This window comes from Nitrincola iocasae, from assembly GCF_008727795.1.
In the GTDB taxonomy this organism is placed as follows: Bacteria; Pseudomonadota; Gammaproteobacteria; order Pseudomonadales; family Balneatricaceae; genus Nitrincola; species Nitrincola iocasae.
The window spans coordinates 708,432-732,290 of sequence record NZ_CP044222.1 but is presented as its reverse complement, the minus strand read 5'-3'; the positions used below and the strand labels follow the sequence as shown (position 1 = coordinate 732,290).

Genomic DNA, 23,859 nt, shown 5'->3' with positions numbered 1-23,859 from the left:
TATGGCTATTAATAAACTGGACCAGATTATCAACGAGCAGATGCTTCGCGCCAACATGGCCGTGAAAACACTACATGCCATGGGGTTGTCAGTCACCAATATCAGTATTGGTGAAAGTTGCCATCCAATGATTCAAATCACTCCAGGGATTGCCTGTAGCACTCTGCCCAATGCGTACTCAAAGCGCATGACCCGATCAGGTCGACGCATTATTGAGCGCGTTGCGTTCGTAGCGGACTGCGAGATTAAGTGGGAGGAGTTTTCATGAATGACTATCTGATCATTAATCTGCTGGCTACGCGTGCCGCTGGGTGCCTGATGTATTTTGGACTGGGTCTGCAGCAAGCCCCGATCTATAGCACCCCAAACCATAACGACGGGTTGATCGTGTCTGAGCAAGATCTCAACCTCTTTCTGGACGTGTACGACAACGGCACCACTACACGTGCCGTGCTGCGTAGTGTCGTCATCAACAAGCCGTGGGAAGTGAAAAACATCCTGCTCAGCATTACTGGTAAACAGGAGAACGCCGCATGAACACCATGCCTCATCAAGTACAAAAGAAAATCCCCGAAGGTTACCTGGAAGATCAGGCAGGCCGCTTGGTACCCATCGATATGATTAGCGAGATCGACTTAACCCGCGATGAGCTGGTGAATGAGATCGTCAACAAGGCCAGAGAGCTGCAGGCAAAAATGCGCGAGTTCAAGCTGGCTTTGTTGGGTGATATTAATGCGTTTGTTGAACTGAGTGCAGAGCGCTACGACGTCCAGCTAGGGGGGCGTAAAGGTAACGTCACCCTGGTTACGTTTGATGGTCGCTACAAAGTCCAGCGGGCCATCAGCGACAGCCTGGTCTTTGATGAGCGCCTACAGGTTGCTAAAGAGCTGATTGATCAGTGTATCCACCGCTGGTCAGAGGGCTCACCCGCTGAACTGAAGGTGATTGTGGATGATGCATTCCAGGTAGATAAAGAAGGCAAAATTTCAACCGGTCGCGTATTAGGCCTGCGACGCTTGAAAATCACCGACCCTATCTGGCTGCAGGCGATGGATGCTATTGCAGACAGCATCCAGATCACTGGCAGTAAGACCTATGTCCGGCTGTATCAACGCACGGGCGATGCTGACCAGTGGCGTCCGATCGCGCTTGATTTAGCCAGTCTTTAAGGGGGCCGCTATGTCATTAACAGTAAAAGTTGAAGAGACGGAGATTCAGGAGGTGCTGGCTTGGGCCTTTGAACACGGCGAACAAATGACAACAGACCATGAAGAGGGAACTTATGAACAAGGCGTCTTTGACGCAATCAATTGGATCCTCGGATACATATCAAGCAGACCGGATCATTAACGCGAAACGCCCTGATCGGGCGTCTGCAGACATGGCACCCCTGCACTGATGAGCAGCCACTATATATAGGTATCAACATGAAAAAGACTGAACTTATTGAAGCCGTAATGCAAAAAATGAAGTTTACCCATGACCGTGCTGTTAGCAAAGCAGACGTGAACGCACTACTGGACAGCCTGGGCGACGTCTGTTCTGAAGCGCTGCAGACAACCGGTGAGTTCACGCTACAAGGTATCGGCAAGCTGAAGGTTTCCGCTCGCGCCAGCCGCACCGGCCGCAACCCACAAACCGGCGCACAGATCGAGATAGCTGCCAAGCGCGTGGTGAAGTTCTCGACAACCAAAACCCTGGATGAAGCCCTGAACAAATAAGCGAAACCGGCAGGCCAGCCCTGCCGGTCTGCCGAGCGTAGTGGTTTGGTACTGATGAGCAGCTAAAGGGGTTAGAGATGGACCGTAAAATACTAGAAAAAATCAAAAAGTGTTTGCGCTTAGCAAAGTCTAGCAATGCCAACGAGGCAGCAACAGCTATGCGCCAAGCACAGAAGCTGATGGAAATGCACGGCATCACTTCAGATGATATATCAATCAGTGATGTGGAAACCGCTACAAGTAATGCGGGCGCAGGGAAAAATCCGCCAACGTATATTGCCATGTTGGCAAACATGATTGCAGACGCTTTTGGTGCAGAGCTTGTCTATGGTGCAAAGCATGATGGCTATAAGTGGAGCGGCTATTTTGAGTTTTATGGTCTTGGAGGAAATGCTGAAATTGCCGGATATGCATTTGAAGTACTAGGCCGTCATCTCAAGCGTGACCGGAGCAACTATATGTCTGGCTTGAATAAAAGAATTAAACGAACCACAAAAGTACGCCGTGGAGATTTATACGCCGAGGCATGGATATATGCGGTAGCGATGCAGGTATCAAAACACCAGCGCAGTGAATCTGAAAATAGCATCATTGCTGCCTATAAGGCTAAGCGCTGGGACAAGCCACTTGAAAACCTCAAAACGCGAGATAACACAAAGGGCAGAAGCAACCACGACTATGATGCGTTGCGTCAAGGGGGTCGAGATGGCCAAAAAGTCAGCTTTCACCAAGGCGTTAAAGGTGACAAAAGAACCGGTATAGGCCGTGACAAATTGGCATTAGCGCATAGCGCTGGAGGGTATTAATGAACCTTAGCCGTTGCCCCGTATGCCACAGCCGCCTGCACCTGGATGCGTTAGTGCAGGATGAGTCTGGCCGTGACCTGCTGGCGTTGCTGGCCAAGCTGGATCGTAGCGCCGGTGCTGCACTGGTCAGCTATCTGAGTCTATTCAGAAGTAAACAGCGGGATCTAGCAAATGACCGCGCATTACGCATCGCTAACGAAGCGTTAGCACTGGCTCCGCTTAACATACTGGTTCCAGCATTAGTGCAAACGGTGGAGCAACTGCGTAGCAAACAACAAGCCGGTGACTTCAAACCATTAAGTAATCATCGTTATCTGACAAGGGTTTTGGAGGGATATGGACACAGCCAGGCCCAACCCGAGGGCGACATCTTACAACTTCCATCTGACATGCAGACTGAAAATGTAACTCGTGCCGGAAGGCGCTCAGCAGTTAGCGCTGCAGTAATGGACATAAAGGATACTGACTGGTGAACAATAAAATAAAGCTGATAAAAGTCATCCATGTTGCCAAGCGTGAACTAGGCATGGATGACGACACCTATAGAGCGTTTTTGGGCTCCATTCCTGAATTGGAAGGAGCTACCTCAAGCGCCAATCTGAGTATTCCAAAACTGAAAGCAGTATTGGAAGCCATGAAAAAGCTAGGCTTCAAGGTTCGTCCAAACAACAAAACCAAGGGTAAACCACATAACTTTGACCATAGTGCCATGCCAGTAATGATCACAAAAATTGAAGCGCTCCTGGCTGACATGGGCTTGCCCTGGGCTTATGCGGACAGCATCGCTAATCAGATGTTTGGCATAGAGCGCTGCGCGTGGATACGTACTGAAAAGCAACTGAAAGCTATTATAGCTGCCCTCGATAACGAGCATAAAAAACAGTGCTTAAAGGTCGGCTGTGAAGAGCTAATGGCAGCTCTGTGTGAAAGCGATCGCAACCAGGTTATAGCCCAGCTGCCTGATAAGTGGGACCGCAATATTAGATTCATGCAGAGCCTGATTGTTTATCTACAAAGCCGAGGGGTATGACTATGTCCAGTTATATGGAGCATCGACGCCACGAACTATTAGAAGATGTTGCGGATCACGCTAGTAGAATAGTGACTGACCACGGTATCGATACAGAGACTGCTACGCAGGTCGGCGCTGCAATTGCTGATCATCTATGCCAGCACTGGGGCGGGCAGATGATCACAATCCCAAAGGACTACCGCTTCGGTATCGCTAAACGCGATGCTGAGATCTGGGCCAAGTTTAATGGCCGCAATCATTCTGAGTTGGCCCGTGAGTTCAATATGACTACGCGTGGCATATATAAGGTGGTTGAACGGATGCGCCAAAGGGACAAAACCCAGCCAGATTTTTTCGCGCCAAATGATTGCCAAGATTGAAAACGTTTTTCAATCACCCTCCCATTTGTTTCAGCCAATTCCCATCTGTTCCCACACTTATCACGCTTTCACTGGTATATTTATCTCACTCTCTCTCATTTTTACCACGCTGAATGCCTTGGCAGAACCCGCCGTACGGGCGCTGCACTTTCGCCAGTACATGTGTTCAGCTTTTTTGCTGGATCACCTGGATAGTGCAGGTGCGAATCCACAGCGCCAACGCCTGAAACGACACAAGGCCGATTATCTGAGACTTTTGCGTGGCTGGATGTTTAATGCCGATGGTATGGAAGCGGCAGTACTGAAACATTGGGTCGAGTCACGCTTCGGGCTCTTGCCGCGTAACCATCGGGGGTCACTCAAAGACGTCAACAGCCCCTGTTATGCCGCCTATCTGGCCGATGTTTCACGAGGACTGTACAACGCCAATGCCCTGGAGGCACAACTGGATCTGCTTTACAGCTTCTGCCAATACGAGCTGGAGCGGCGTTATCCAGAACAGCAACACTGGCGGCTTTATCGTGGAATCAATCGGATTGAAGCTCACGAACTGCTAAACCCACCTGAAGCCGGTCATTATCAGTTGGTGCTAAATAACCTCAGCTCGTTTAGCAGTGACCGAGACACCGCCAGTGCCTTCGGCGATGCCATTCTGGAAACCCAGGTGCCCGGTCCAAAGCTCCTCTACTTTCCCGGTCTGCTACCCGGTATTTTACAAGGAGAGCAGGAGCATTTGGTCATAGGTGGGGTGTATGAGGTTCAACTGGGCTGGTGATGATTCATAAACGGAAAAGCCCAGCGAAGACGCTGGGCTTTGAAGACTTTTCCTGCTGCTAGGCTTAGCTAGATATCAGTATGTCATTCCCACTCAATCGTAGCCGGTGGCTTACTGGACACATCATAGGTCACACGGGAAACCTGCGCGATTTCATTGATAATACGTCCAGACACGGTTTCCAGAAAGTCATACGGCAGGTGTGCCCAGCGGGCGGTCATGAAGTCGATGGTTTCTACGGCACGCAGTGCAATAACGTATTCGTAACGACGACCGTCACCCACTACACCGACTGATTTGACGGGCAGGAAGACGGCAAAGGCCTGGCTGGTTTTATGATACCAGTCGGCTCTGTGCAGCTCTTCAATGAAGATGGCATCGGCTTCACGCAGGATATCGGCGTATTCTTTTTTCACTTCACCGAGGATACGCACACCCAGGCCAGGGCCGGGGAAAGGATGGCGGTAAACCATATCGTACGGCAGACCCAGTTCCAGGCCTATCTTGCGGACTTCATCTTTGAACAACTCACGCAGTGGCTCAACCAATTCCAGATTCATATCGTCTGGCAGGCCACCGACGTTATGGTGCGATTTAATCACATGCGCTTTGCCGGTTTTGGAGGCGGCGGATTCAATCACATCCGGATAGATGGTGCCCTGTGCCAAAAAGCGGCACTCGGTCAGTGTCTGCGCTTCTTCATCAAACACTTCAATAAAGGTGTTACCGATAATTTTACGCTTGGCTTCAGGATCAGCCTGGCCGGCTAAACGTCCGAGGAAACGCTCTTCAGCATCGACACGAATTACATTCACCCCCATATTGCGGGCAAACATCTCCATCACCTGATTGCCTTCTTGCTTGCGCAGCAAACCGTTATCGACAAACACACAAGTGAGTCGATCACCGATCGCCTGATGCAACAGCGCCGCCACAACAGATGAATCGACACCACCGGACAAGCCCAGCAGCACCTTGTTGTCGCCGACCTGTTCACGTACCTTACTGATCAGATCATCAATGATATTCTGCGCTGTCCACAGGGCTTCAGCACCGGAAATTTCACGCACAAAACGCTCAAGAATGCGCATACCCTGTTTGGTGTGGGTTACTTCAGGATGGAACTGCACGGCATAAAAATTACGCTGTGGATCACACATAGCTGCAATCGGTGCGGATTCCGTAGATGCGATGACATGAAAACCCTCAGGTAGCTCAGTTACCTTATCGCCATGGCTCATCCACACATCCAGCGACAGCGAACCGTTATTGCCAATATGATCTTCAATACCTTCCAGAAGACGACTGGGGCTGTCGGCCAGTTTGACGCGGGCATAACCAAACTCGCGTTTTTCAGAACAACTGACCTTGCCACCTAACTGCTCCGCCATGGTCTGCATGCCATAGCAGATACCCAGCAACGGAATCCCCATTTCAAACACTTCAGCCGGGGCACGCGGTGAATCCAGCTCAGTCACTGACTCAGGTCCACCCGCCAGAATAATACCCTTGGGAGCAAAGTCACGAATCGCGTCCGGCGTCATATCCCAGGGATGGATTTCACTGTATACACCGATCTCCCTGACACGGCGCGCAATCAGCTGCGTATACTGGGAACCGAAATCCAGAATCAGAATACGTTGCGCGTGAATATCTTTACTCATCTTTGCTCACTCCGGCAAATGGTCTGATGGGACAGTGCAAAAATCAGACCTCTGTAAAACGAAAAATGGGGCGGCAATCGCCCCACTGATCAATACGTTTAACTAGGCTTAACTGACGCGGTAATTCGGTGCTTCTTTAGTAATACTGACATCATGTACATGACTTTCAGTAATGCCAGCACTGGTTATGCGCACAAAAGAGGGCTTGGTACGCATTTCTTCTACTGTCGCACAACCGGTATAGCCCATGGAGGCACGCAAGCCACCCATCAACTGATGCACCACATTATGCATTGGGCCTTTACAGGGGACACGCCCTTCAATACCTTCCGGTACCAGCTTTTCAACACCGGCTTTTGCATCCTGAAAATAACGATCAGAAGAACCGGTCAGGCCGGACATGGCACCCAGGGAACCCATACCCCGGTAAGACTTGAATGCCCGCCCCTGGAACAGCTCCACTTCGCCAGGTGCTTCATCGGTACCCGCCAGCATGGAACCGACCATCACAGCCGCGGCACCCGCTGCAATCGCTTTAGATAGATCACCAGAGAAACGTATGCCGCCATCAGCAATCAAGGGCACACCGTAGTCTTTTAACGCCGCCGCCACATTCGCTACGGCACTGATCTGTGGTACACCGATACCGGCAACGATTCGGGTGGTACAGATAGAGCCGGGGCCGATCCCCACTTTAACGCCATCTGCGCCCGCTTTCGCCAGATCTACCGCGGCATCAGCCGTAGCAATGTTGCCGCCAATCACCTGCACCTGTGGGAAATTCTGTTTGATCCAGGCCACGCGGTCGATTACACCTTTGGAGTGCCCATGCGCGGTATCCACAACAATCACATCAACGCCAGCATTCACCAACGCTTCAACTCGTGCAGGTGTTTCTGGACCCGTTCCTACAGCCGCCCCAACAATCAACCGAGCCTTACTGTCTTTCGCCGCATTCGGGAAAGCCTGGGCTTTATTCATATCCTTGACTGTCATCATGCCGGTCATGTGGAAGTTATCATCCACCAGCAGGATTTTCTCAATGCGATGTTCGCGTAATAATTCGCGAATGGTTTGTGGATCGTCGCCTTCTTTCGCTGTCACCAGATGCTCTTTGGTGGTCATAATACTGGAAACACGCGCGTTCATATCACTTTCAAAACGTACATCACGACTGGTGACGATACCCACCAACTCATCACCTTCAAGTACCGGGAAGCCAGAAAAACCGTGGCGCTGGGCCAGGTTTCTCACTTCACCTACAGTAGTGTTAGGTGTACAGGTTACCGGCTCAGAAACCACACCGGATTCATATTTTTTAACCCGACGCACTTCTTCTGCCTGCTGTTCCGGCGTCAGGTTTTTGTGAATAATACCTATGCCGCCTTCCTGAGCCATGGCGATCGCCAGACGCGCTTCTGTGACAGTATCCATTGCGGCAGAAACCAAGGGTACATTCAGCACGATTTCTTTTGTCAGGCGGGTTTTAAGTGACACGTCTTTTGGCAGTACTTCAGAGTACCCCGGAATCAGTAGTACATCATCAAAAGTGAGCGCTTCTTCAACGATTCGCAACATGATCAGCCAGCCTGTTATCTTGGAAAATTAAGCAAGTCATTTTACACCAAAGCTGGACTTCTCTCAATCTGAACACTCATATCAGCAACGCTTAATCCAGGGTTTTACTCCACCCCCTGGAGACACTACTATAGCGGCATGAATAATCAATCCAACACCGCCTTATCCGTCAGTCAGTTAAACCGCGAAGCGCGTCGTTTACTGGAGCACAGCTTTTCCATCATTCGCGTGGAGGGTGAATTAAGCAATTTTGCCCGGCCAGCCTCCGGGCACTGGTATTTTACCCTCAAGGATAGCCAGGCGCAGGTTCGCTGCGCCATGTTCAAAAATCGCTCTCAATTGATCGGTTTTCGTCCTAAAGAAGGTGATCAGGTGATTGTCACCGCCAAGGTCAGTTTGTATGAAGGGCGAGGTGATTTTCAGCTGATTTGTGAACAGATGATGCCTGGGGGTGAGGGTCAGTTACAGAAAGCCTTTGAAACGCTTAAGCTAGAACTCAGTGCCCGCGGTCTGTTTGCCGAGGAACGCAAAAAACCACTACCGGCTCACCCGAGGTGTATCGGCGTGATCACCTCGGCGTCTGGCGCCGCTATTCATGATATTTTGCATGTTCTGAATCGACGTTTCCCTGGCTTACCGGTTAACCTCTATCCGGCGGCGGTACAGGGAGCCGAAGCCGCTGATCAGTTGGTCAAGGCATTAGCGTTAGCTAACCGGCACGATGAGTGTGATGTATTGATCATTGGGCGCGGTGGCGGTTCACTGGAAGACCTCTGGCCCTTCAATGAAGTGCGTGTTGCCGAAGCCATTGTGGCATCGAACATCCCGGTCGTATCGGCTGTGGGCCATGAAACCGATACCACTATCAGTGATCTGGTGGCTGACTACCGTGCCCCCACGCCATCAGCCGCAGCGGAAATCCTCAGTCCGGACCAGACGCTGTTGCGCCAGCGCCTGCAACAAACCGCCGCCACACTGCAGTGGCACCTGAGCCGAACCCTGCAGCAATCGAAGCTGCAACTGCAGAACTACCGCAAGCGCCTTAGACATCCAGGTGAACGATTACAGGACCAGTACCAGCGACTGGACCGGCTTGAAATACAGCTGAGCAAACAACTCAGCAGTCGTCTGCAGCAAGAAGAACAACGCTTGAATGGCTACTCCCGACGCTTGCTGCGCCGTAATCCGGCTCAACAATTACCTGAGTGGCAACAGCAGCTACAGCAGTTGCAGCAACACCTGGTGTTACGCATGCACCGCTCTCTGGTAGCTCAACAGACCCAGCTTAAACAAGCAGCCTTACGGCTAAATGCGGTCAGTCCACTGGCTACATTGGAGCGTGGTTTCAGTCTGCTATTGGACCAGGATGAACAAATCATTCGTCACTGCAATCAGGTAAAACCTGAGGATCTGATCACAGCACGCTTGCAGGACGGCGATATTATCTGTCGGGTTATCGAACACAAACCCTCTGAGAGTCACTCACTATGAAACTGCATTTTCAGCGCAGCGGACAGGGCAACCCCCTGGTTATCCTGCATGGATTATTTGGCACCCTGGAAAACTGGGGTGCCCAGGTCAAACTACTCACCGAGCATTTTGATGTCATTGCTGTTGACCTGCGTAATCATGGCCGCTCACCACACAGTGCGGAGATGAGCTACCCGTTAATGGCCGCCGATGTGCTTGAGCTACTGGATGATCTCGGACTTGATCGAGTGGATATGATCGGCCATTCCATGGGAGGCAAGGTCGCGATGCAACTGGCGATGCACCAGCCAGAGCGACTCAATAAATTGATGGTGGTCGACATAGCGCCGGTCAGCTATGCACATGATCATGATGAGGTGTTCAGCGGGCTGTTCAGTGTCAAACTTGATCAATTGCACTCCCGCAGCGATGCGGATACGCAACTGAAACAGCATATCGACAACCCGGCAATACGCGCTTTTCTGCTGAAAAATCTTTACCGTAATCAGGATAAAGCTTTCACCTGGCGGATGAACCTGAATGCCTTGAAAAATAATTATGATGCTATCGCTGCAGCCCCCGAAGGCTCACCCTTCAGTGGACAAGTTCGCTTTATCAAAGGTGGGCAGTCACACTACCTGCAGCCGGAATATAGTCAGCAAGTGAAGCAGTTGTTTCCAGAAGCGGATGTGAAGGTGATTGCGGATGCAGGACACTGGCCACATGCAGAAAAGCCAGCGATCTTTTTTCGTTTGGTGATGGGTTTTTTTTTGGCAAGTTAAATTTGCTGATCCAGTAAGCTTCCCGGTGTATTGAAGTTTTGCACAGCACCGGTTTCGAACAGACGCTTATTCAATTCACTCAGTTTATCCTGAATTTCGGCAAGATCCCGGGCAAATTCCCGCAAAGACTCAGCCGTTTGTTCTCGACGCTCACGCTGCTCTTCCGCGATTTCTTCCCTGCGAGCCTTTTGCGCTTCGAATTCATCATTCACACTTGCCATGCGATCAGTGGCGCTATCTTCTTCGGTGACCTTATCTGCGATTTCATCTGCCACAAAAGCGTCATCAACATTAGCGACAGCAACGGGTTCTTGCTGCTCTGAAGTCACTGAAGTAGCGACCGTATTGCTATCAGCCAAATCGCTCGATTTCTGTTCTAGTGGCAACGCACCTGAGGATACTTCATCGCTCTGGGCCACATTTTGCTGCTCACGCATAAGCTCTACACGGGCTTCAGCGGCCATTGCACGCGCCGAAGCGGCGACTTGCTGATCCTGAGATGATGGATCAGCCGGAGCCATAGCCGCTTGTTCAATCATTTGTGCTTTTTGTAAGGTTGCTTCAGGATCACCGGGTACAGGTGAGGTATCGATACTAACCTCCCCTCCTACGGCATACATTACGCCATCAGGACCCCGTTCAAAAGTATAGGTCGCACCACCGGCATGTTGACCACCCGACATCTGATGCGTCATTTCGTGCTGTCGTACTTCACGATCTCGTGCCGCCAGCTGACGTACCACAGCCTGTTCCAGTTCCTGTTGTTTACTTTCAGTAGATGAAGCCGATGTGCCAGCCGCTACTCGACGTCCGGAATCTGATTGGGTAGTAGAGTCAGCAGCTGTAACTGGCCCGGTTGTAGCGGTAGTTTCGACCAATGCAGTGCGCTCACGCGACATAGCGCCGAGTGCACTCAGTCCTGATGTGGTGAGTGGATTGGAAAAGCCATTGATTTGCATGCAATAGCCCTCACTAAGTATCGACAACAGCCTCTAAACGAAGCTGTTATCCGTTATGCACGAGTGTCAATTAAAGAACCCAGTGCTTCATCCACTTCCCGAACAACTTGGGTGGATGCTGTGGATTCATTTTGACTGACTGCGGCCTGACTGACAGCCTGATCTTCTCCTCGTCCTGACGCAAGTTCAGGACGATCAGGCGCACCGCTACCCTGTACATCGCCAGCAGCACGTGCTGAATTGTCCAGTCCACGGTTTACATTCATAAGACCACTGGTTTGCGCAGCAATACCATTAATATTCATAAATCACCTGTCGTCTTGAGTTATAACAGCTTTTCAACTGCAGTTAGTAGTATAGCACTTAAGACAAAACTGTACATAATTTGTTCAACCTTTCCACCTGGATTTATGGTGTTGGCATGAGTATCGACAGATCCAGATAATCAGACGCAACGACGGGGTCGGGTTGCTCAAGCCAGGGAATGACCCCCAGCAAGGGGGCACGGATGCGTTGCCGCAAGCTTGCCAGATTTTCATTAAGACACTGCATCTCCGCATTAGTCTGACAAGCCACCCAACCCGCCAACTGCACGCCATCACGGGCAATAGCCTCTACTGTCAGCAACGCATGATTCAGGCAACCCAGCTTCATTCCCACCACCAGAATCACCGGCAGTTCCAGCAACTGCGCTAACGAAGACAGATTCTCGCGCGAGTTCAGCGGCACACGCCAACCTCCAGCCCCCTCAACCAACACCAGATCCGCTTTCTGCATTAAGGCACCACGACAATAAGCGGCTAGCCTATCAGCACTGAGCTGCTGCCCGGCTGCTGCGATATGCGGGGCCACGGCAGCCTCCAGTGCCACCGGGTTAACCTGGTCATAACTCAATGGGACACTGGCATAGCGTTGCAGTAACAAGGCATCGGCATTACGTAGTCCCTCTGAGGTCTGCTCGCATCCAGCGGCCAGGGGTTTCAAGCCAATGGTCTGCAGTTGCAGCTGGCCAGCCTGATATAGCAAAGTGGTGGTTACCAGGGTTTTACCAACATCGGTATCCGTACCCGTTATAAAATACGCATGTTTCAATACTGACTCCTTGGTTAGTCCTTGCACCACTGCAAGTAATAGACTTCATAGCTGACCGGTAAACAACCCTCTTGCTGACGAAAATTATCATACGCAGATGCCAGCTGTTGCAGCCGCTCACGACCACCCAATCCAGCGATAGATTGACGCCCTTCAACTGCGGACGCACCCAGCATTTTCAACGCTTTCATCACCGCTCGCAAGTCTGGATAGGTGAGTGTATAAAAGGCCGACTTTGATTTGAGCAGACGCAAGCCATCTGGTGGCATTACCAACAACTGATCCAGTGGAGCAAAGCGGTTCACATGGGGCAGTTGATCGACACTTTGCCAGGCCTCTCTCATCTCAAACAGACTTTTTGGCCCCAAGGTAGCCAGCATCAAGCGCCCTCCTGGCTTTAGCACCCGACAGCACTCAGTAAACAAGCGCGGGTAGTCACTACACCACTGCACTGCCAGACTACTCCAGATCAGATCAATCTGCTCATCCGCCAACGGCAAGGCCTCAGCATCAGCACACAAGGGCACCAGGTCCAACTCAGCATGAATGGACTTCACCTGCTGCAGCATTCCCTGGGCAATATCCAGCGCTAACAATTGGCTAGAAGGGTAATGATTACGTAAAGTCGGCAAGCCGTAGCCGGTACCACATCCCAGGTCTACAACACGCTCGAACGTTTGTAATGGCAAATCGGACAACAGCGTATCGGCCACTTCTCGCTGTAGATCAGCCACTGAGTCATAGGTTGTAGCGGCCCGACTGAAGCGAGTGGCTATATCCTGCTTATAGGCCTGATTAGGGGTAAAACCACCTGTCAGCATCGATCTGCCTCCCAGCACAACACATCTTTCATAACCTTGTCAGTTGCTGAAATAAAAGGCAGATGTGATGCCCCCGGATAACACTGCACGCTGGCATCACAGCTCAACAATGGCAGCAACTCAGCGAGAGGGGATGCAGGTACCAGCGCATCCGCGTTACCGAGTAAATGCAACACAGGCAGTTGCAGTTGAGCCAGCGCCGGGCGGACATCTTCAAGCAGCAGTGTCAGCAAATCACTCAGATAAGCCGTTGATAAAGGGCTACAAGATCTATGCAGCAAATCAAGCAGATGGCGCTTATCCGGCGCACCCAACACCTGTAACGCCTGAAAACGTTTCAACGTCGCTTCAGGATTTATAGAAAAATCCGTCTGAAAACGGCTAAATTGAGCCTGAGGCATAGCGCAGTGCCAATCATCACGCTGTACAAAACAGGGATTAAATGCCACAGTAATCAAGCCTTTGACATGCTCGGGCACCTGGGCAGCCAGTTGTGTTGCCAGTAAACCACCCAGCGACCATCCCATCCACACGGCCCGTTTCGGTGCTTGACGCCGCAGACATTGAATCAGTGTGTACTGCAGCGCAGCGGGTGAGCTTTTACACCAGCCACTAGGATCAAAAATCACACGGTGTACCCGGAACTCCGCCGTAAGTTTATCAATCAGCGGATCGAATATAGCAGCACTGCTGCCCCAACCCGGTACTAATACCAGATCCCGCCCCTTGTCATTCAAGCATTCAATGCGCAACATCATGTGACTCCATCACCTGCTTCAACCCGCTTACCAGTCTGTCTACCTGCTCAATAGTGTGTGTTGCGGTCAGGGTCACGCGCAATCGGGCGCTGCCTGCCGGTACCGTCGGGGGGCGGATAGCGGTCACCAAGAGTCCTTGTGACAGCAACTGCTCACTAATGCGTACCGCCTTGCCTGCACAGCCTATCAGCAGTGGCTGAATGGCTGTTTCAGAAGGCAGTAAACACATCCCTGCTGCTGTACAAGACTGACGGAAGTGCTGAATCAACTGCTGCAAGTGCTGACGACGCCAGTCTTCTGTCTGCACCAGTGCAAGACTGGTACGGGTCGCTTCAGCCACGGCTGGCGGCAAGCCTGTGGTATAAATATAGCTCCGGGAAAACTGAATCAGGGTTTCAATCAGTGCCTCCGAACCGGCCACAAAAGCACCCGCTGTGCCAAAAGCTTTGCCTAGTGTCCCCACTAAAACCGGTAGCGCTTCAGGCATCAGCCCACTGACAGCAGCACTGCCGCCGCCCTGGGCACCCAACACACCAAAGCCATGCGCATCATCAACCACCAACCAGGCCTGATGCGTCTGACACAAGGCGGCCAAAGCGCCAAGGTCAGCCTGATCACCATCCATACTGAACACCCCATCGGTGACCACCAACCGACGTTGTGACTGACTAGTCTGCAACATGCGCTCCAGCGACGTTGTATCCAGATGCGGGAAACGGCGAAAACGAGCACCACTCAGCAACGCGCCATCCAACAGTGACGCATGGTTAAGCCGATCATGGAATACCGCATCACGTCGGCCTGCCAAGGCGGTCATTACACCCAGATTAGCCATATAACCCGAACTGAACAACAACGCACGTTCACGCCCGGTGAAAGCCGCAAGTTCCAGCTCCAATTGATGATGTGCATCCGTATGACCCGCGGTTAGATGTGAAGCACCACTGCCGACACCATAGCGCTGGGTGCCCTCAATCATAGCGTCAGCCACTCGGGGATCAGCGGCCAAGCCCAAATAATCATTGCTGCAGAAACTCAGCACTGGCTGATGGCCCAGCATTCTTTCCGGCTGCTGAGATGAGTGTATTACCTGGCGCTGACGATATAGCTGCTGCTGGCGACGATCCTCCAGCGCCAGTCTAAGCACACTATCCATCACTGACCCGACTCGGCCGCATTGTAAAAAAAGGCTTTATCCTGCTCGGTTGCGATACGCTGCATCAGCGCCGTTTCACAATCATCATCAGACACCATCTCCACAGCTTCCGGATATAGTCCTAACTTAGCGAAAAGGGCTTTATCCGCCTCAGCCTGTGGATTCTCTGTTGTCAGCAGACGATCACCATAAAAAATAGAATTGGCACCTGCCATAAAACACAAGGCCTGCATCTGTTCATTCATTTCGGTGCGGCCAGCCGATAACCGCACATGTGATGCTGGCATCAGTATTCGAGCAACCGCCAGAGTGCGAATAAATTCAAAGGCATCCAGTTCCGGCGCATCAGCCAACGGGGTTCCCGCCACTCTCACCAGCCGGTTCACCGGCACAGATTCCGGGTGTTCAGGAAAGCACGCCAGGGTTTGCAACAGACTGACTCGATCCGTCCGCGATTCACCCAGCCCCAGAATACCGCCACAACAGACTTTCATTCCAGCCGCCCGAACATGCCCCAGTGTATCCAGCCGATCCTGATAACTCCGGGTGGTGATAATATTGCCGTAAAACGCCTCAGAGGTATCCAGATTGTGGTTGTAATAATCCAGACCCGCGGCCGACAAGGTCTGCGCCTGCTCCGCTTTGAGCATGCCCAGAGTCATACAGGTTTCCAGCCCCAGTGCTTTGACTCCCTGAATCATCTCCAGTACGTAAGGCATATCCTTGGCACGCAGATGTTTCCAGGCGGCGCCCATGCAGAAACGGCTGGCGCCCTGTGTTTTAGCTGCTTGAGCTTCTTCAAGCACCGCTTGTACCTGCATCAGCTTTTCTGTTTCCAGCTCAGCGTTATGATGGATACTTTGTGGGCAATATTTGCAGTCTTCCGGACAGGCACCGGTTTTGATCGATAATAAGGTACTGATTTGCACGGCGTTAGGGTCAAAAAACTGCCGATGGACAGTCTGAGCTCGGTACATAAGCTCGGTAAAAGGCAAATCAAACAGCGCACTGATTTCGGCATGCTGCCAGTTATGTCGAACGGAAACCTCGGTGGTCATAGCATCACCCTACACAAATGTTTTACAGTAGACTGGCTTAAAGCCAGTAAAAGAAGAGCCAGGAAAGCTCTGATACTGGGCAATGATAGTAAATTGACACAGGGACTTGTCAACCTATGATTTTTAACAAAGTTAACTATAGTTTATTTTTTAACCAGCAATGTTCGCTTTGCCAGCTTCAACCTGCTGAGATTAGTGGCTTGTGTGAAGACTGTCATGCCGATCTGCCTTGGCTACTGCTGGGCTGCCCAATCTGCGGCCTGCCACGATCCTCTCCCGATCAACCCTGCAGCCTCTGCCAGCAAAAATCATTCAAGTTCGATCGCACCGAAGCACCACTTGAATACCGTTTCCCAATCAATAGCCTGCTGCCGGGAATCAAATATCAGCGCCGCATCCAGGCACTTGGCTGGTTGGCTGAATTATTGGTCCATCACCTTCAGGATCGCTGTGAAACCTGGCCGGATCTACTCATACCCGTTCCCATGCACCCCATTGATGAAGCCCTGCGTGGCTTCAATCAGGCCGAACTGCTGGCCGAAAGACTCAGTCGAAAGCTGCAGATTCGTTGTCATTCAGGACAGCTTCGCAAGGTACACCGCCGGGCGAAACAAATGACACTGCATGCGGCGGCCCGACGGTCGAACCTCAAAGGTGCTTTCAGTATTCACGGTGAGCTACCAAAAAGCGTTGCACTGATTGATGACATCATGACCACAGGGGCTACTGCTGATGAAATTGCAGCCTTGTTGAAAAACCAGGGCGCCAGCCAGGTTCAAGTCTGGGTCCTGGCGCGCACACCAGAGCCTGACCGTGATTGAGAATTGCAAGTGATAATCCTGTAATATTGATGCAGTTTCATGATCTTGCTGACAGACTCTGAGGATAGCGACTTGGCTGCAAAACCTGACTGGCCCACCAAAACCACTAGTAAGCTGCGCGACTTTCTGTCCGTGTTTCAATACAGCCAACGGGCCTTACAGCTAGTCTGGAGCACCTCGCGTCCACTGACCTGGGGGCTGATGCTGTTGACACTAATCGCGGGTGTCATGCCTGCCTTGGCTGCTTACCTGGGCCAACTGATCGTCGATGGTGTGCTCGCGGCAATCAACACCTATCAGCAGCAGGGAGCTGTTGATTACTGGCCGATTATGAAAATCGTTGCACTGGAAGGGCTGGTTATTACGACACTGGCTGCTGCACAGCGCGGCCTGTCAGCACAGCAATCACTACTAAAGGCACTGATGGGTCAACGTGTCAATGTGATGATTCTGGAAAAAGCCCAGACACTGTCATTAGCCCAATTTGAAGATTCAGAATTTTACGATAAATTAACGCGGGCAAGACGCGAAGCCTCGACCCGACCACTGGCTTTGGTGAATAAAACCTTCAGCCTGATCCAGAACTCCATTGCCCTGGCCAGCTTTGCAGTATTGCTGGTGCAGTTCTCACCCTGGGCTTTACTGGTGCTGTTTATCGCGGCTTTACCGGTATTTATTTCCGAAGCGAAATTTTCCGGAGATGCATTTCAGTTATCACGTTGGCGTTCTCCAGAACTACGCAAGCAGATGTACCTGGAAACACTACTGGCACGTGAAGACTCGATCAAGGAAGTTAAGCTATTTGGACTCGGCACCCTGTTGCTGGATCGCTACAAAGCCATTTTTAACACGCTCTTTAGTGCAGAAAAACGCCTGATTATTCGTCGTGATCTCTGGGGGTTTGCGCTGGGCCTGTTAGGGACACTTGCTTTCTACGCCGCTTATGCCTGGATAGTAGTTGAAGCTATTCAGGGATTAATTACCCTCGGAGAAATGACCATGTACTTGCTCATTTTCAAGCAGGGACAAGCGGCCATCAGCACCAATCTGACCGCTATCAGCGGCATGTATGAAGATAACCTCTACCTGTCCAACCTCTATGAGTATCTGGAGCAACCGGTTGAAACCGAATCCGGCAGCGCGCAACTAGGCCCCTTACCGAATGACGGCATACGCTTTGAAGCTGTCAGCTTCACCTACCCCGGCGCCAATAAACCAGCCATCAAGCGTATATCCTTACACCTGCCTCCGGGACAAAGCCTGGCATTAGTGGGCGAAAATGGATCAGGGAAAACCACCCTGATCAAATTACTCACACGTCTCTATCGCCCTGATGACGGTCGCATTCTACTGGATGGACTGAACCTGAACGAATGGGATCCTCAAAGTCTGAGGGAGCGTGTGGGGGTTATTTTTCAGGATTTTGTCCGCTATCAGTTTTTGGTCGGTGAAAACCTCGGTGCCGGTGATGTTTCTGAATTCAACAATGAAGCACGCTGGCAAGAAGCGGGTCGTCTCGGTCTGGCAGATCCGTTCATCAACCAGTTGAATGATCAGTACCATACCCAACTGGGACGCTGGTTTAAGGGAGGTCAGGAGCTCTCAGGCGGCCAGTGGCAAAAAATTGCCTTGGGACGCGCCTTTATGCGCTCCAAAGCAGACATACTGGTACTGGATGAACCCACCGCCGCTATGGATGCCGAAGCTGAAGCCCAAATTTTTGAGCATTTTCGCAGCCACGCCAGACAACGTATGGTAATTTTAATTTCACACCGTTTTTCCACGGTCAGAATGGCCGATAATATTTTGCTACTGCGCAATGGGGAAATTATCGAGCAAGGCAATCATGCGTCACTCCTGGCAGAAAACGGACGCTATGCTGAGCTATTTCATCTGCAGGCCAAGGGCTATCGGTTGGACTAACCCTGTTTTAACAAGGGCGCAGACCCATGCGCCAGAAAGCACAGGTCATACATTTAACGAAAGTTGAGACTGCCCACGCCGAATAGACCGATCACACCGATAACGATCAGATAGATCGCGACGATGTAATTGAGCAGCCGCGGCATGATTAGAATGAGGATCCCGGCGATCAGGGATATCAGTGGCGCTAGGGCTAGATTGATATTCATATGCATACCTTTAGATTGATTTGGATCGATTCACAGGCTACGCCTTGAACAAACCGGGTTCTGTGTGTTGACGCACACGGCAGGATAAGGATGCATTATAGCACAAGCCTTGCACAGCAAGGCTCATTCAGCACTCGACACGCCACTACCGGGCATCATGCACGAAATTGCTGCGCGACAAACGCCCACACCATGCGCGATGCATCAGGCCCGCGCGCGTCACTAAACTCGCCACTACTGGCGGCGCCACCGCTCCACGCATGCCCGAGAGATTCAATGCCAACCAGCGTCGCCACCGTTTTCACGCCACACTTGAAGTCTGTTACAGTCATCGGGTAGCGTTTGCCGCGCTGTATATTGCGTGATGCACATGTGCGTGCACCAGCGGCTTTGGCCCAGGCGTTTACTGCTGCCTGTCCATTACTGGCAGCCACCACGCTATCCCCATCACCGTGAATCACCATCAAGGACGGCCAGGACTCAGCCATAACTGTTGGCGAAGCATCCAGACGTCCTGCCCCCAGGAATCCATTCATCGCACCGACTGCTGTCAGCGTGGAATGTGCAGTGCCGGTGGGTATGCCGGAATGCATCACCACTGCCCTGAAGCGCTCCGGGTGACGAGAAACCAGCAGCACCGCCATGCTGGCCCCGGCGGACAGGCCCGCTACCGCAACCCGAGCAGGATCCACCGGATAAAGCAAGTTGACCTGATCAATTGCATTCATGATCAACTCAACTTCTCCAAACGCACGCCCGGTGGCCATCGTATCAAACCAGTTCCAGCAGCCCTGCGCATTGGACAGGCGATCCTGTTCAGGGTAAAGCACCAGAAAGCGCTCACGATCTGCAATTTGATTCATGCGAGTACTTACCGCAAAGCTGCGGGCATCCTGGCCACAACCATGCAGCATGACCAGCAGAGGCACGTGCTCATTCGCACGGATGCCTAGCGGACGATACACGCGGAAGCGGCGCGCTCCAGCTGTCCCTACAGCAAGCCCGCGGATCCAGCGGCCCGCACCTGGTGGTGGCTTGGTCGCGTCCACGCGCCGCTTGATCGCTTTGGTAACTGTGTGGGTAACTGTGCGAGTACTCGCTCGCTTGACTGCTCGGGTTCCTGCGCGCAGCGCCTTTTTCGTAGCCGTCGAGAGTCCACGCGACATGATCGTGTTCCAGCTTGGTGCGCGATAACGTTTAGGCATATTTCGCACTCCAGTGCTTGAACGAACTGAACGAGCCAGACCCATTCCACCGACAGCCTGCCACACTCAAGCTTGACTGACTGTTTAACACCTACTTACTAACTTCACGGCCGATGAGGCCACCGACGGCGGCACCACCCACTGTTCCGATCGCACTGCCGCCGGTCAACACCGCACCGCCAACTGCACCAATACCGGCACCGGCCGCCGTATTTTTGTCCTGGTTCGACATCCCAGCACAACCGCCGAGACCGAGCAGTACCGCGATGGTCGCCACACCAAGAAAAAGCCTGGGCGATGAATTGATAGAACGATTGTTAAAGATGCTCATGATAATACCTCGATGGGGAGACTTGGGAAGCATGACACTACAACTGTCTGCGATAACCAAGCATACCGGAGGGTCGCGATTTCATCTGTCCGTTGCCACACATACCAGCTACCCACGCGGGGTGACGCGTGTACCGAATTACCTGTATAGGGGCTCTAATGGCGCAAACCACTGCTGCAAGTGTTCGACACAGGCACGCACTTTAGCTGAGTCTGCTAAGCGCTGCGGATAGACGGCCCAGACATTGGCAGTTTGCCAGTATTCCGGCAATATTTGTCGCAACTTTCCAGCCTCGATCAATGGCGCCACCTCCCATGCCGAGCGCAGCAGTATGCCCTTTCCCTGAAGCGCCCACTGCAAAGCGATTTCACCATGATTGGATGACAAGCGCCCCTGTACCCGTATCTGCTTTTCACCCTGCACTGATTCCAGGCGCCACAAGCCAAATGGGTGGTCCCGTTCTTTGATCACCAGACATTCATGTGCTGCCAGTTCGGCCAGGGTTTGTGGTTCCCCTCGCGTATCCAGATAGGTAGGAGCCGCGCAGAGCAGCCGCTGGTTATCTGCCAGCTTACGTGCGATCAGGTGGCTGGCTATCTCTTCACCAATACGCACATCCAGATCAAAGCCCTCACCCATCACATCAATCAGACGGTCAAACACTTCAAAACGCACAGCCAATTCCGGGTATTGTTCAGTCAAGGCAGCCAAAGCCGGGGCAACCTGCTGACGACCAAAACCAAAGCTGGAACTGATGCGCAGCACCCCGCTTGGCGTTTGTCGTGTCTGAGCAACCTCTTCATAGAGCTGGTCAATATCATCCAGGATCTGCTTAGCCCGACGCAGCACCTTTTCACCTTGCTCTGTCACACTCACACGACGTGTTGTACGGTGCAATAAACGGGTATTCAATGCCGATTCAAGGCTACGTATGCGCTTGCTGATATAAGCCACTGACACACCCAGATCGACCGCCGCCGCGGCAAAACTGGCTTTTTCAGCCACTTGTATAAACACTCGCAAATCATCATTCGATGGACTTTTATGCATGATATGGAAACAGTAGGTTAACTGGAAACGGTATTGTATTCATTTTGTACACAATTAATATAGCCATATTAACTTAGGAGAATCGAATATGAATCAGTCATTCAATATTGCAGTCATCGCTGGGGACGGCATAGGTAAGGAAGTGATGCCCGAAGCGCTGCGTGCCCTGCAAGTGGCCGCTGAGCGCTTTAATATCAACCTGAATTACACCCCTATTGAATGGGCCAGCTGTGACTATTATCAGCAACATGGCCAGATGATGCCGGATGACTGGAAGGCCCAGCTTTCTGGTATGGATGCGATCCTGTTCGGTGCCGCAGGCTGGCCGGAAACCGTACCTGACCATATTTCGCTTTGGGGATCGCTACTGAAATTTCGCCGTGAATTTGACCAATACATTAATCTGCGCCCAGTGCGTCTGTTTGAAGGTGTGCCCTGCCCTTTGGCTGGCCGTAAAGCCGGTGATATCGATTTTTACGTGGTGCGTGAAAACACCGAAGGGGAATACACCAACCTGGGTGGTCGCATTTTCGAAGGGACAGAGCGTGAGGTGGTGATACAGGAATCCGTCTTTACCCGCTACGGCACTGACCGGGTACTAAAATATGCTTTTGAACTTGCCCAAAGCCGCGCCAGAAATCACCTGACCGTCGCCACCAAAAGCAACGGCATTGCCATCAGCATGCCCTGGTGGGATGAGCGTGCCGACGCCATGGCAGCGCATTACCCGGACATTAGCATCGACAAGCAGCATATCGACATTCTCTCTGCCCGCTTCGTACTGCAACCCGACCGTTTTGATGTCGTAGTCGCCAGCAACCTGTTCGGCGACATCCTGTCAGATCTCGGGCCAGCCTGCACCGGCACCATCGGCCTGGCGCCCTCAGCCAACCTGAATCCTGAAGGCCTTTTTCCTTCCCTGTTTGAACCTGTACACGGCTCAGCACCGGATATCTATGGCCAGAATATTGCCAACCCCGTAGCCATGATCTGGTCTGCCGCGTTGATGCTGAATTTCCTCGGCTGTACCGAGGCCCATGATGCCATGCTCAACGCCATCGAAACGGTCCTGGCGAAAGGACCACGTACACCTGATTTAGGTGGTACCGCCAGCACCACCGAGATGGGCGAAGCGATTGCAGCACTGATCTGATTATGCTGTTCTGTGACTTGGGCTCATAGGCGGCCTTGGCTATGAGTGACCTTGGGCTAATGGGATCGGATCTGGCTGACACGCCGTAAACCCATCCCTGGGGGCTCCAGTGCGCCATCCATGGCGCACTGGGTCAGCCAAATCCGATCCCATCAGCCCCCATCAACTTGGGTGCCTGCGTAAAGTCAGCTTAAAATCGGTGTTTGTCGAAAACCCTTACAATACTGCCGAATCCTGACCTTAATTCGGTGGTCTATGCTACAACCCAGCTGTTTGCTCTGAGGCTAGCACAGGACTGTAGGCGGGGTGGTGGTATCGTTTTGGTGGGACCGTCTGGCGCCAGGGACGGCGCCAGTCGAGCGGTCATGGATGACGAAAAGCGTGTCACACCAAAGCGATACCACCACCCCAGCATGGCACTAACCTAGCTAGCCAAAACCCTCACAAAAAACACTAAAACAAGGACTTGCCCCACAAAAAAATGTTAATCTTGCTAGCCTTGCTAGCAATTTACTCATGCGCATTATGAGACATGCCAGAGCGTTAGAAACAATAAACAGGAGACCCGTGTGTCAGACATTTTTGAACTGGAGCAGCGTGATCCAGACACCTATCGTAAAGAAACCCGGAAAAACACCCTGATCCTGATCGTTATTTTTGTGGTTCTGGCAATGGGACTGTCAACCCTGAGCGTATCTTTCTTCGGCAAGCCCGATGGCAATAACTTTGTCTGGAATGTTGCCGGAGTATTTACTGGCTTCATACTGACAACGCTGATTTTTAAAAGAATTCTCTGGTATCAACCCTGGATGAATGCCTCCGTGTATGGCTGGGAACTCAAACGCTGCCTGATGAGTATCACCAACATTATGCATCATGTTGAAAACGGTATAGAGCAGAACGACATTACCGCCATCAAATTGCTGCGTTTTTACCATCTGGGCCTGATGCAGATGCACCGTCTGGAAGGTAACGACGGCGGCATCAGTGAATTGCAGAAACCAGTTCAGGCACTGTTACAAAAAATTGAGGCGCTTGAACTGGACCCACAACAGACCCGCTTTGATCCAGCCTGGATTAATGAAGTCAAGCAAAAAGAGAAACAGACTCAAAAGCTTTAAGGAGGACAACCCCC

General features: G+C 51.9%; 29 protein-coding genes and 2 other RNA genes. 18 read left to right on the top strand and 13 right to left on the bottom strand.

Annotation, left to right across the window (positions count from 1 at the left end; translation table 11 throughout):
* The first annotated feature begins 1 nt into the window (after position 1).
* From F5I99_RS03485 to F5I99_RS03435, 12 genes are all read left to right on the top strand, one after another.
* Positions 2–268 (top strand): hypothetical protein, encoded by a 267-nt coding sequence (locus tag F5I99_RS03485; protein ID WP_151053669.1) that lies wholly within the window; start codon positions 2–4, stop codon positions 266–268.
* Positions 265–537, top strand: a complete 273-nt coding sequence (locus F5I99_RS03480; RefSeq protein WP_151053668.1) for a hypothetical protein — start codon at positions 265–267, stop codon at positions 535–537. Before F5I99_RS03485 ends, F5I99_RS03480 begins: the two co-directional genes overlap by 4 nt.
* Positions 534–1,169, top strand: coding sequence for a DUF3164 family protein (locus F5I99_RS03475; RefSeq protein WP_225307533.1), 636 nt, complete (start codon positions 534–536; stop codon positions 1,167–1,169). Before F5I99_RS03480 ends, F5I99_RS03475 begins: the two co-directional genes overlap by 4 nt.
* 10 nt (positions 1,170–1,179) lie before the next feature.
* On the top strand, positions 1,180–1,350 hold the full coding sequence (locus tag F5I99_RS19415; RefSeq protein WP_191905938.1) for a hypothetical protein: 171 nt from the start codon (positions 1,180–1,182) through the stop codon (positions 1,348–1,350).
* Positions 1,350–1,412: hammerhead ribozyme type II (locus F5I99_RS03470), an RNA gene on the top strand. Before F5I99_RS19415 ends, F5I99_RS03470 begins: the two co-directional genes overlap by 1 nt.
* 15 nt (positions 1,413–1,427) lie before the next feature.
* Entirely contained in the window at positions 1,428–1,721 is a 294-nt protein-coding gene (locus F5I99_RS03465) for an HU family DNA-binding protein (protein ID WP_151053667.1), read from the top strand.
* An RNA gene (locus F5I99_RS03460) (hammerhead ribozyme type II) lies at positions 1,720–1,789 on the top strand. The genes F5I99_RS03465 and F5I99_RS03460 overlap by 2 nt, the downstream gene beginning before the upstream one ends.
* Before the next feature lie 9 nt (positions 1,790–1,798).
* Complete coding sequence (locus tag F5I99_RS03455; protein WP_151053666.1) at positions 1,799–2,527, top strand: DUF2786 domain-containing protein; 729 nt, start codon at positions 1,799–1,801, stop codon at positions 2,525–2,527.
* Positions 2,527–3,000 carry a hypothetical protein gene (locus F5I99_RS03450; RefSeq protein WP_151053665.1) on the top strand — a complete coding sequence of 158 codons (474 nt, stop codon included), beginning with the start codon at positions 2,527–2,529 and terminating at the stop codon, positions 2,998–3,000. Before F5I99_RS03455 ends, F5I99_RS03450 begins: the two co-directional genes overlap by 1 nt.
* The gene (locus F5I99_RS03445) at positions 2,997–3,557 is read left to right on the top strand and encodes a gp16 family protein (RefSeq protein WP_191905937.1); all 561 of its coding nucleotides are present in this window, start codon (positions 2,997–2,999) and stop codon (positions 3,555–3,557) included. The genes F5I99_RS03450 and F5I99_RS03445 overlap by 4 nt, the downstream gene beginning before the upstream one ends.
* Before the next feature lie 2 nt (positions 3,558–3,559).
* A complete protein-coding gene (locus F5I99_RS03440; protein ID WP_225307532.1) occupies positions 3,560–3,919 on the top strand; it encodes a Mor transcription activator family protein in 360 nt (119 codons plus the stop codon).
* Positions 3,903–4,694 (top strand): NAD(+)--dinitrogen-reductase ADP-D-ribosyltransferase, encoded by a 792-nt coding sequence (locus F5I99_RS03435; protein ID WP_151053664.1) that lies wholly within the window; start codon positions 3,903–3,905, stop codon positions 4,692–4,694. Before F5I99_RS03440 ends, F5I99_RS03435 begins: the two co-directional genes overlap by 17 nt.
* An 83-nt stretch (positions 4,695–4,777) precedes the next feature.
* Here the strand turns inward: F5I99_RS03435 and guaA are convergent, their stop codons facing one another.
* Both guaA and guaB read right to left on the bottom strand, forming a co-directional pair.
* The gene (gene guaA / locus F5I99_RS03430) at positions 4,778–6,358 is read right to left on the bottom strand and encodes a glutamine-hydrolyzing GMP synthase (protein WP_151053663.1); all 1,581 of its coding nucleotides are present in this window, start codon (positions 6,356–6,358) and stop codon (positions 4,778–4,780) included.
* A 108-nt stretch (positions 6,359–6,466) separates the two neighbouring features.
* Entirely contained in the window at positions 6,467–7,936 is a 1,470-nt protein-coding gene (guaB, locus tag F5I99_RS03425) for an IMP dehydrogenase (RefSeq protein ID WP_151053662.1), read from the bottom strand.
* A gap of 138 nt (positions 7,937–8,074) precedes the next feature.
* Here guaB and xseA point away from each other — a divergent pair, with 138 nt between their 5' ends.
* On the top strand, positions 8,075–9,427 hold the full coding sequence (gene xseA, locus F5I99_RS03420) for an exodeoxyribonuclease VII large subunit (protein ID WP_151053661.1): 1,353 nt from the start codon (positions 8,075–8,077) through the stop codon (positions 9,425–9,427).
* Complete coding sequence (locus F5I99_RS03415; RefSeq protein ID WP_151053660.1) at positions 9,424–10,188, top strand: alpha/beta fold hydrolase; 765 nt, start codon at positions 9,424–9,426, stop codon at positions 10,186–10,188. Before xseA ends, F5I99_RS03415 begins: the two co-directional genes overlap by 4 nt.
* Here the strand turns inward: F5I99_RS03415 and F5I99_RS03410 are convergent.
* The 7 genes from F5I99_RS03410 to bioB all read right to left on the bottom strand — a co-directional run bounded on the left by F5I99_RS03410 (position 10,185) and on the right by bioB (position 16,032).
* Positions 10,185–11,147, bottom strand: a complete 963-nt coding sequence (locus tag F5I99_RS03410) for a putative metalloprotease CJM1_0395 family protein (protein ID WP_151053659.1) — start codon at positions 11,145–11,147, stop codon at positions 10,185–10,187. The genes F5I99_RS03415 and F5I99_RS03410 overlap by 4 nt on opposite strands.
* A gap of 53 nt (positions 11,148–11,200) precedes the next feature.
* Positions 11,201–11,452 (bottom strand): hypothetical protein, encoded by a 252-nt coding sequence (locus F5I99_RS03405; RefSeq protein WP_151053658.1) that lies wholly within the window; start codon positions 11,450–11,452, stop codon positions 11,201–11,203.
* Between the two features lie 103 nt (positions 11,453–11,555).
* On the bottom strand, positions 11,556–12,239 hold the full coding sequence (gene bioD / locus F5I99_RS03400) for a dethiobiotin synthase (protein WP_151053657.1): 684 nt from the start codon (positions 12,237–12,239) through the stop codon (positions 11,556–11,558).
* A gap of 14 nt (positions 12,240–12,253) precedes the next feature.
* The gene (gene bioC / locus F5I99_RS03395) at positions 12,254–13,060 is read right to left on the bottom strand and encodes a malonyl-ACP O-methyltransferase BioC (protein ID WP_151053656.1); all 807 of its coding nucleotides are present in this window, start codon (positions 13,058–13,060) and stop codon (positions 12,254–12,256) included.
* The gene (locus F5I99_RS03390; protein ID WP_151053655.1) at positions 13,054–13,818 is read right to left on the bottom strand and encodes an alpha/beta fold hydrolase; all 765 of its coding nucleotides are present in this window, start codon (positions 13,816–13,818) and stop codon (positions 13,054–13,056) included. Before F5I99_RS03390 ends, bioC begins: the two co-directional genes overlap by 7 nt.
* On the bottom strand, positions 13,802–14,974 hold the full coding sequence (gene bioF / locus F5I99_RS03385) for an 8-amino-7-oxononanoate synthase (protein WP_151053654.1): 1,173 nt from the start codon (positions 14,972–14,974) through the stop codon (positions 13,802–13,804). The genes F5I99_RS03390 and bioF overlap by 17 nt, the downstream gene beginning before the upstream one ends.
* Positions 14,974–16,032, bottom strand: coding sequence for a biotin synthase BioB (gene bioB, locus F5I99_RS03380; protein ID WP_151053653.1), 1,059 nt, complete (start codon positions 16,030–16,032; stop codon positions 14,974–14,976). Before bioB ends, bioF begins: the two co-directional genes overlap by 1 nt.
* Positions 16,033–16,148: 116 nt before the next feature.
* Here bioB and F5I99_RS03375 point away from each other — a divergent pair, with 116 nt between their 5' ends.
* Positions 16,149–16,853, top strand: a complete 705-nt coding sequence (locus tag F5I99_RS03375; protein WP_151053652.1) for a ComF family protein — start codon at positions 16,149–16,151, stop codon at positions 16,851–16,853.
* A 72-nt stretch (positions 16,854–16,925) separates the two neighbouring features.
* Complete coding sequence (locus F5I99_RS03370) at positions 16,926–18,776, top strand: ABC transporter ATP-binding protein (RefSeq protein ID WP_225307531.1); 1,851 nt, start codon at positions 16,926–16,928, stop codon at positions 18,774–18,776.
* 53 nt (positions 18,777–18,829) lie between these two features.
* On the opposite strand, the gene F5I99_RS03365 is transcribed toward F5I99_RS03370, so the two are convergent.
* From F5I99_RS03365 to F5I99_RS03350, 4 genes are all read right to left on the bottom strand, one after another.
* Positions 18,830–18,985: a DUF3096 domain-containing protein gene (locus F5I99_RS03365; protein ID WP_151053650.1), complete on the bottom strand. Its 156-nt coding sequence runs from the start codon at positions 18,983–18,985 to the stop codon at positions 18,830–18,832.
* Positions 18,986–19,140: 155 nt separating this feature from the next.
* On the bottom strand, positions 19,141–20,190 hold the full coding sequence (locus F5I99_RS03360; RefSeq protein ID WP_151053649.1) for an extracellular catalytic domain type 1 short-chain-length polyhydroxyalkanoate depolymerase: 1,050 nt from the start codon (positions 20,188–20,190) through the stop codon (positions 19,141–19,143).
* Between the two features lie 91 nt (positions 20,191–20,281).
* Positions 20,282–20,422: a glycine zipper 2TM domain-containing protein gene (locus F5I99_RS19515; protein ID WP_225307530.1), complete on the bottom strand. Its 141-nt coding sequence runs from the start codon at positions 20,420–20,422 to the stop codon at positions 20,282–20,284.
* Positions 20,423–20,659: 237 nt separating this feature from the next.
* Positions 20,660–21,571 carry a LysR substrate-binding domain-containing protein gene (locus F5I99_RS03350; protein ID WP_151053647.1) on the bottom strand — a complete coding sequence of 304 codons (912 nt, stop codon included), beginning with the start codon at positions 21,569–21,571 and terminating at the stop codon, positions 20,660–20,662.
* An 88-nt stretch (positions 21,572–21,659) separates the two neighbouring features.
* Between F5I99_RS03350 and F5I99_RS03345 the strand changes: the two genes are divergently transcribed.
* Entirely contained in the window at positions 21,660–22,724 is a 1,065-nt protein-coding gene (locus F5I99_RS03345; RefSeq protein WP_151053646.1) for a tartrate dehydrogenase, read from the top strand.
* 569 nt (positions 22,725–23,293) lie between these two features.
* Positions 23,294–23,845 (top strand): DUF3087 family protein, encoded by a 552-nt coding sequence (locus F5I99_RS03340; RefSeq protein ID WP_225307529.1) that lies wholly within the window; start codon positions 23,294–23,296, stop codon positions 23,843–23,845.
* The last annotated feature ends 14 nt before the right edge of the window (positions 23,846–23,859 follow it).

Coding starts and splice junctions, on each gene's coding strand:
- F5I99_RS03485 (WP_151053669.1), top strand. CDS start 2: ATGGCTATTAATAAACTGGACCAGATTATCAACGAGCAGATGCTTCGC.
- F5I99_RS03480 (WP_151053668.1), top strand. CDS start 265: ATGAATGACTATCTGATCATTAATCTGCTGGCTACGCGTGCCGCTGGG.
- F5I99_RS03475 (WP_225307533.1), top strand. CDS start 534: ATGAACACCATGCCTCATCAAGTACAAAAGAAAATCCCCGAAGGTTAC.
- F5I99_RS19415 (WP_191905938.1), top strand. CDS start 1,180: ATGTCATTAACAGTAAAAGTTGAAGAGACGGAGATTCAGGAGGTGCTG.
- F5I99_RS03465 (WP_151053667.1), top strand. CDS start 1,428: ATGAAAAAGACTGAACTTATTGAAGCCGTAATGCAAAAAATGAAGTTT.
- F5I99_RS03455 (WP_151053666.1), top strand. CDS start 1,799: ATGGACCGTAAAATACTAGAAAAAATCAAAAAGTGTTTGCGCTTAGCA.
- F5I99_RS03450 (WP_151053665.1), top strand. CDS start 2,527: ATGAACCTTAGCCGTTGCCCCGTATGCCACAGCCGCCTGCACCTGGAT.
- F5I99_RS03440 (WP_225307532.1), top strand. CDS start 3,560: ATGTCCAGTTATATGGAGCATCGACGCCACGAACTATTAGAAGATGTT.
- F5I99_RS03435 (WP_151053664.1), top strand. CDS start 3,903: ATGATTGCCAAGATTGAAAACGTTTTTCAATCACCCTCCCATTTGTTT.
- guaA (WP_151053663.1), bottom strand. CDS start 6,358: ATGAGTAAAGATATTCACGCGCAACGTATTCTGATTCTGGATTTCGGT.
- guaB (WP_151053662.1), bottom strand. CDS start 7,936: ATGTTGCGAATCGTTGAAGAAGCGCTCACTTTTGATGATGTACTACTG.
- xseA (WP_151053661.1), top strand. CDS start 8,075: ATGAATAATCAATCCAACACCGCCTTATCCGTCAGTCAGTTAAACCGC.
- F5I99_RS03415 (WP_151053660.1), top strand. CDS start 9,424: ATGAAACTGCATTTTCAGCGCAGCGGACAGGGCAACCCCCTGGTTATC.
- F5I99_RS03410 (WP_151053659.1), bottom strand. CDS start 11,147: ATGCAAATCAATGGCTTTTCCAATCCACTCACCACATCAGGACTGAGT.
- F5I99_RS03405 (WP_151053658.1), bottom strand. CDS start 11,452: ATGAATATTAATGGTATTGCTGCGCAAACCAGTGGTCTTATGAATGTA.
- bioC (WP_151053656.1), bottom strand. CDS start 13,060: ATGCTGACAGGTGGTTTTACCCCTAATCAGGCCTATAAGCAGGATATA.
- F5I99_RS03390 (WP_151053655.1), bottom strand. CDS start 13,818: ATGATGTTGCGCATTGAATGCTTGAATGACAAGGGGCGGGATCTGGTA.
- bioF (WP_151053654.1), bottom strand. CDS start 14,974: ATGGATAGTGTGCTTAGACTGGCGCTGGAGGATCGTCGCCAGCAGCAG.
- bioB (WP_151053653.1), bottom strand. CDS start 16,032: ATGACCACCGAGGTTTCCGTTCGACATAACTGGCAGCATGCCGAAATC.
- F5I99_RS03375 (WP_151053652.1), top strand. CDS start 16,149: ATGATTTTTAACAAAGTTAACTATAGTTTATTTTTTAACCAGCAATGT.
- F5I99_RS03365 (WP_151053650.1), bottom strand. CDS start 18,985: ATGAATATCAATCTAGCCCTAGCGCCACTGATATCCCTGATCGCCGGG.
- F5I99_RS03360 (WP_151053649.1), bottom strand. CDS start 20,190: ATGCCTAAACGTTATCGCGCACCAAGCTGGAACACGATCATGTCGCGT.
- F5I99_RS19515 (WP_225307530.1), bottom strand. CDS start 20,422: ATGTCGAACCAGGACAAAAATACGGCGGCCGGTGCCGGTATTGGTGCA.
- F5I99_RS03350 (WP_151053647.1), bottom strand. CDS start 21,571: ATGCATAAAAGTCCATCGAATGATGATTTGCGAGTGTTTATACAAGTG.
- F5I99_RS03345 (WP_151053646.1), top strand. CDS start 21,660: ATGAATCAGTCATTCAATATTGCAGTCATCGCTGGGGACGGCATAGGT.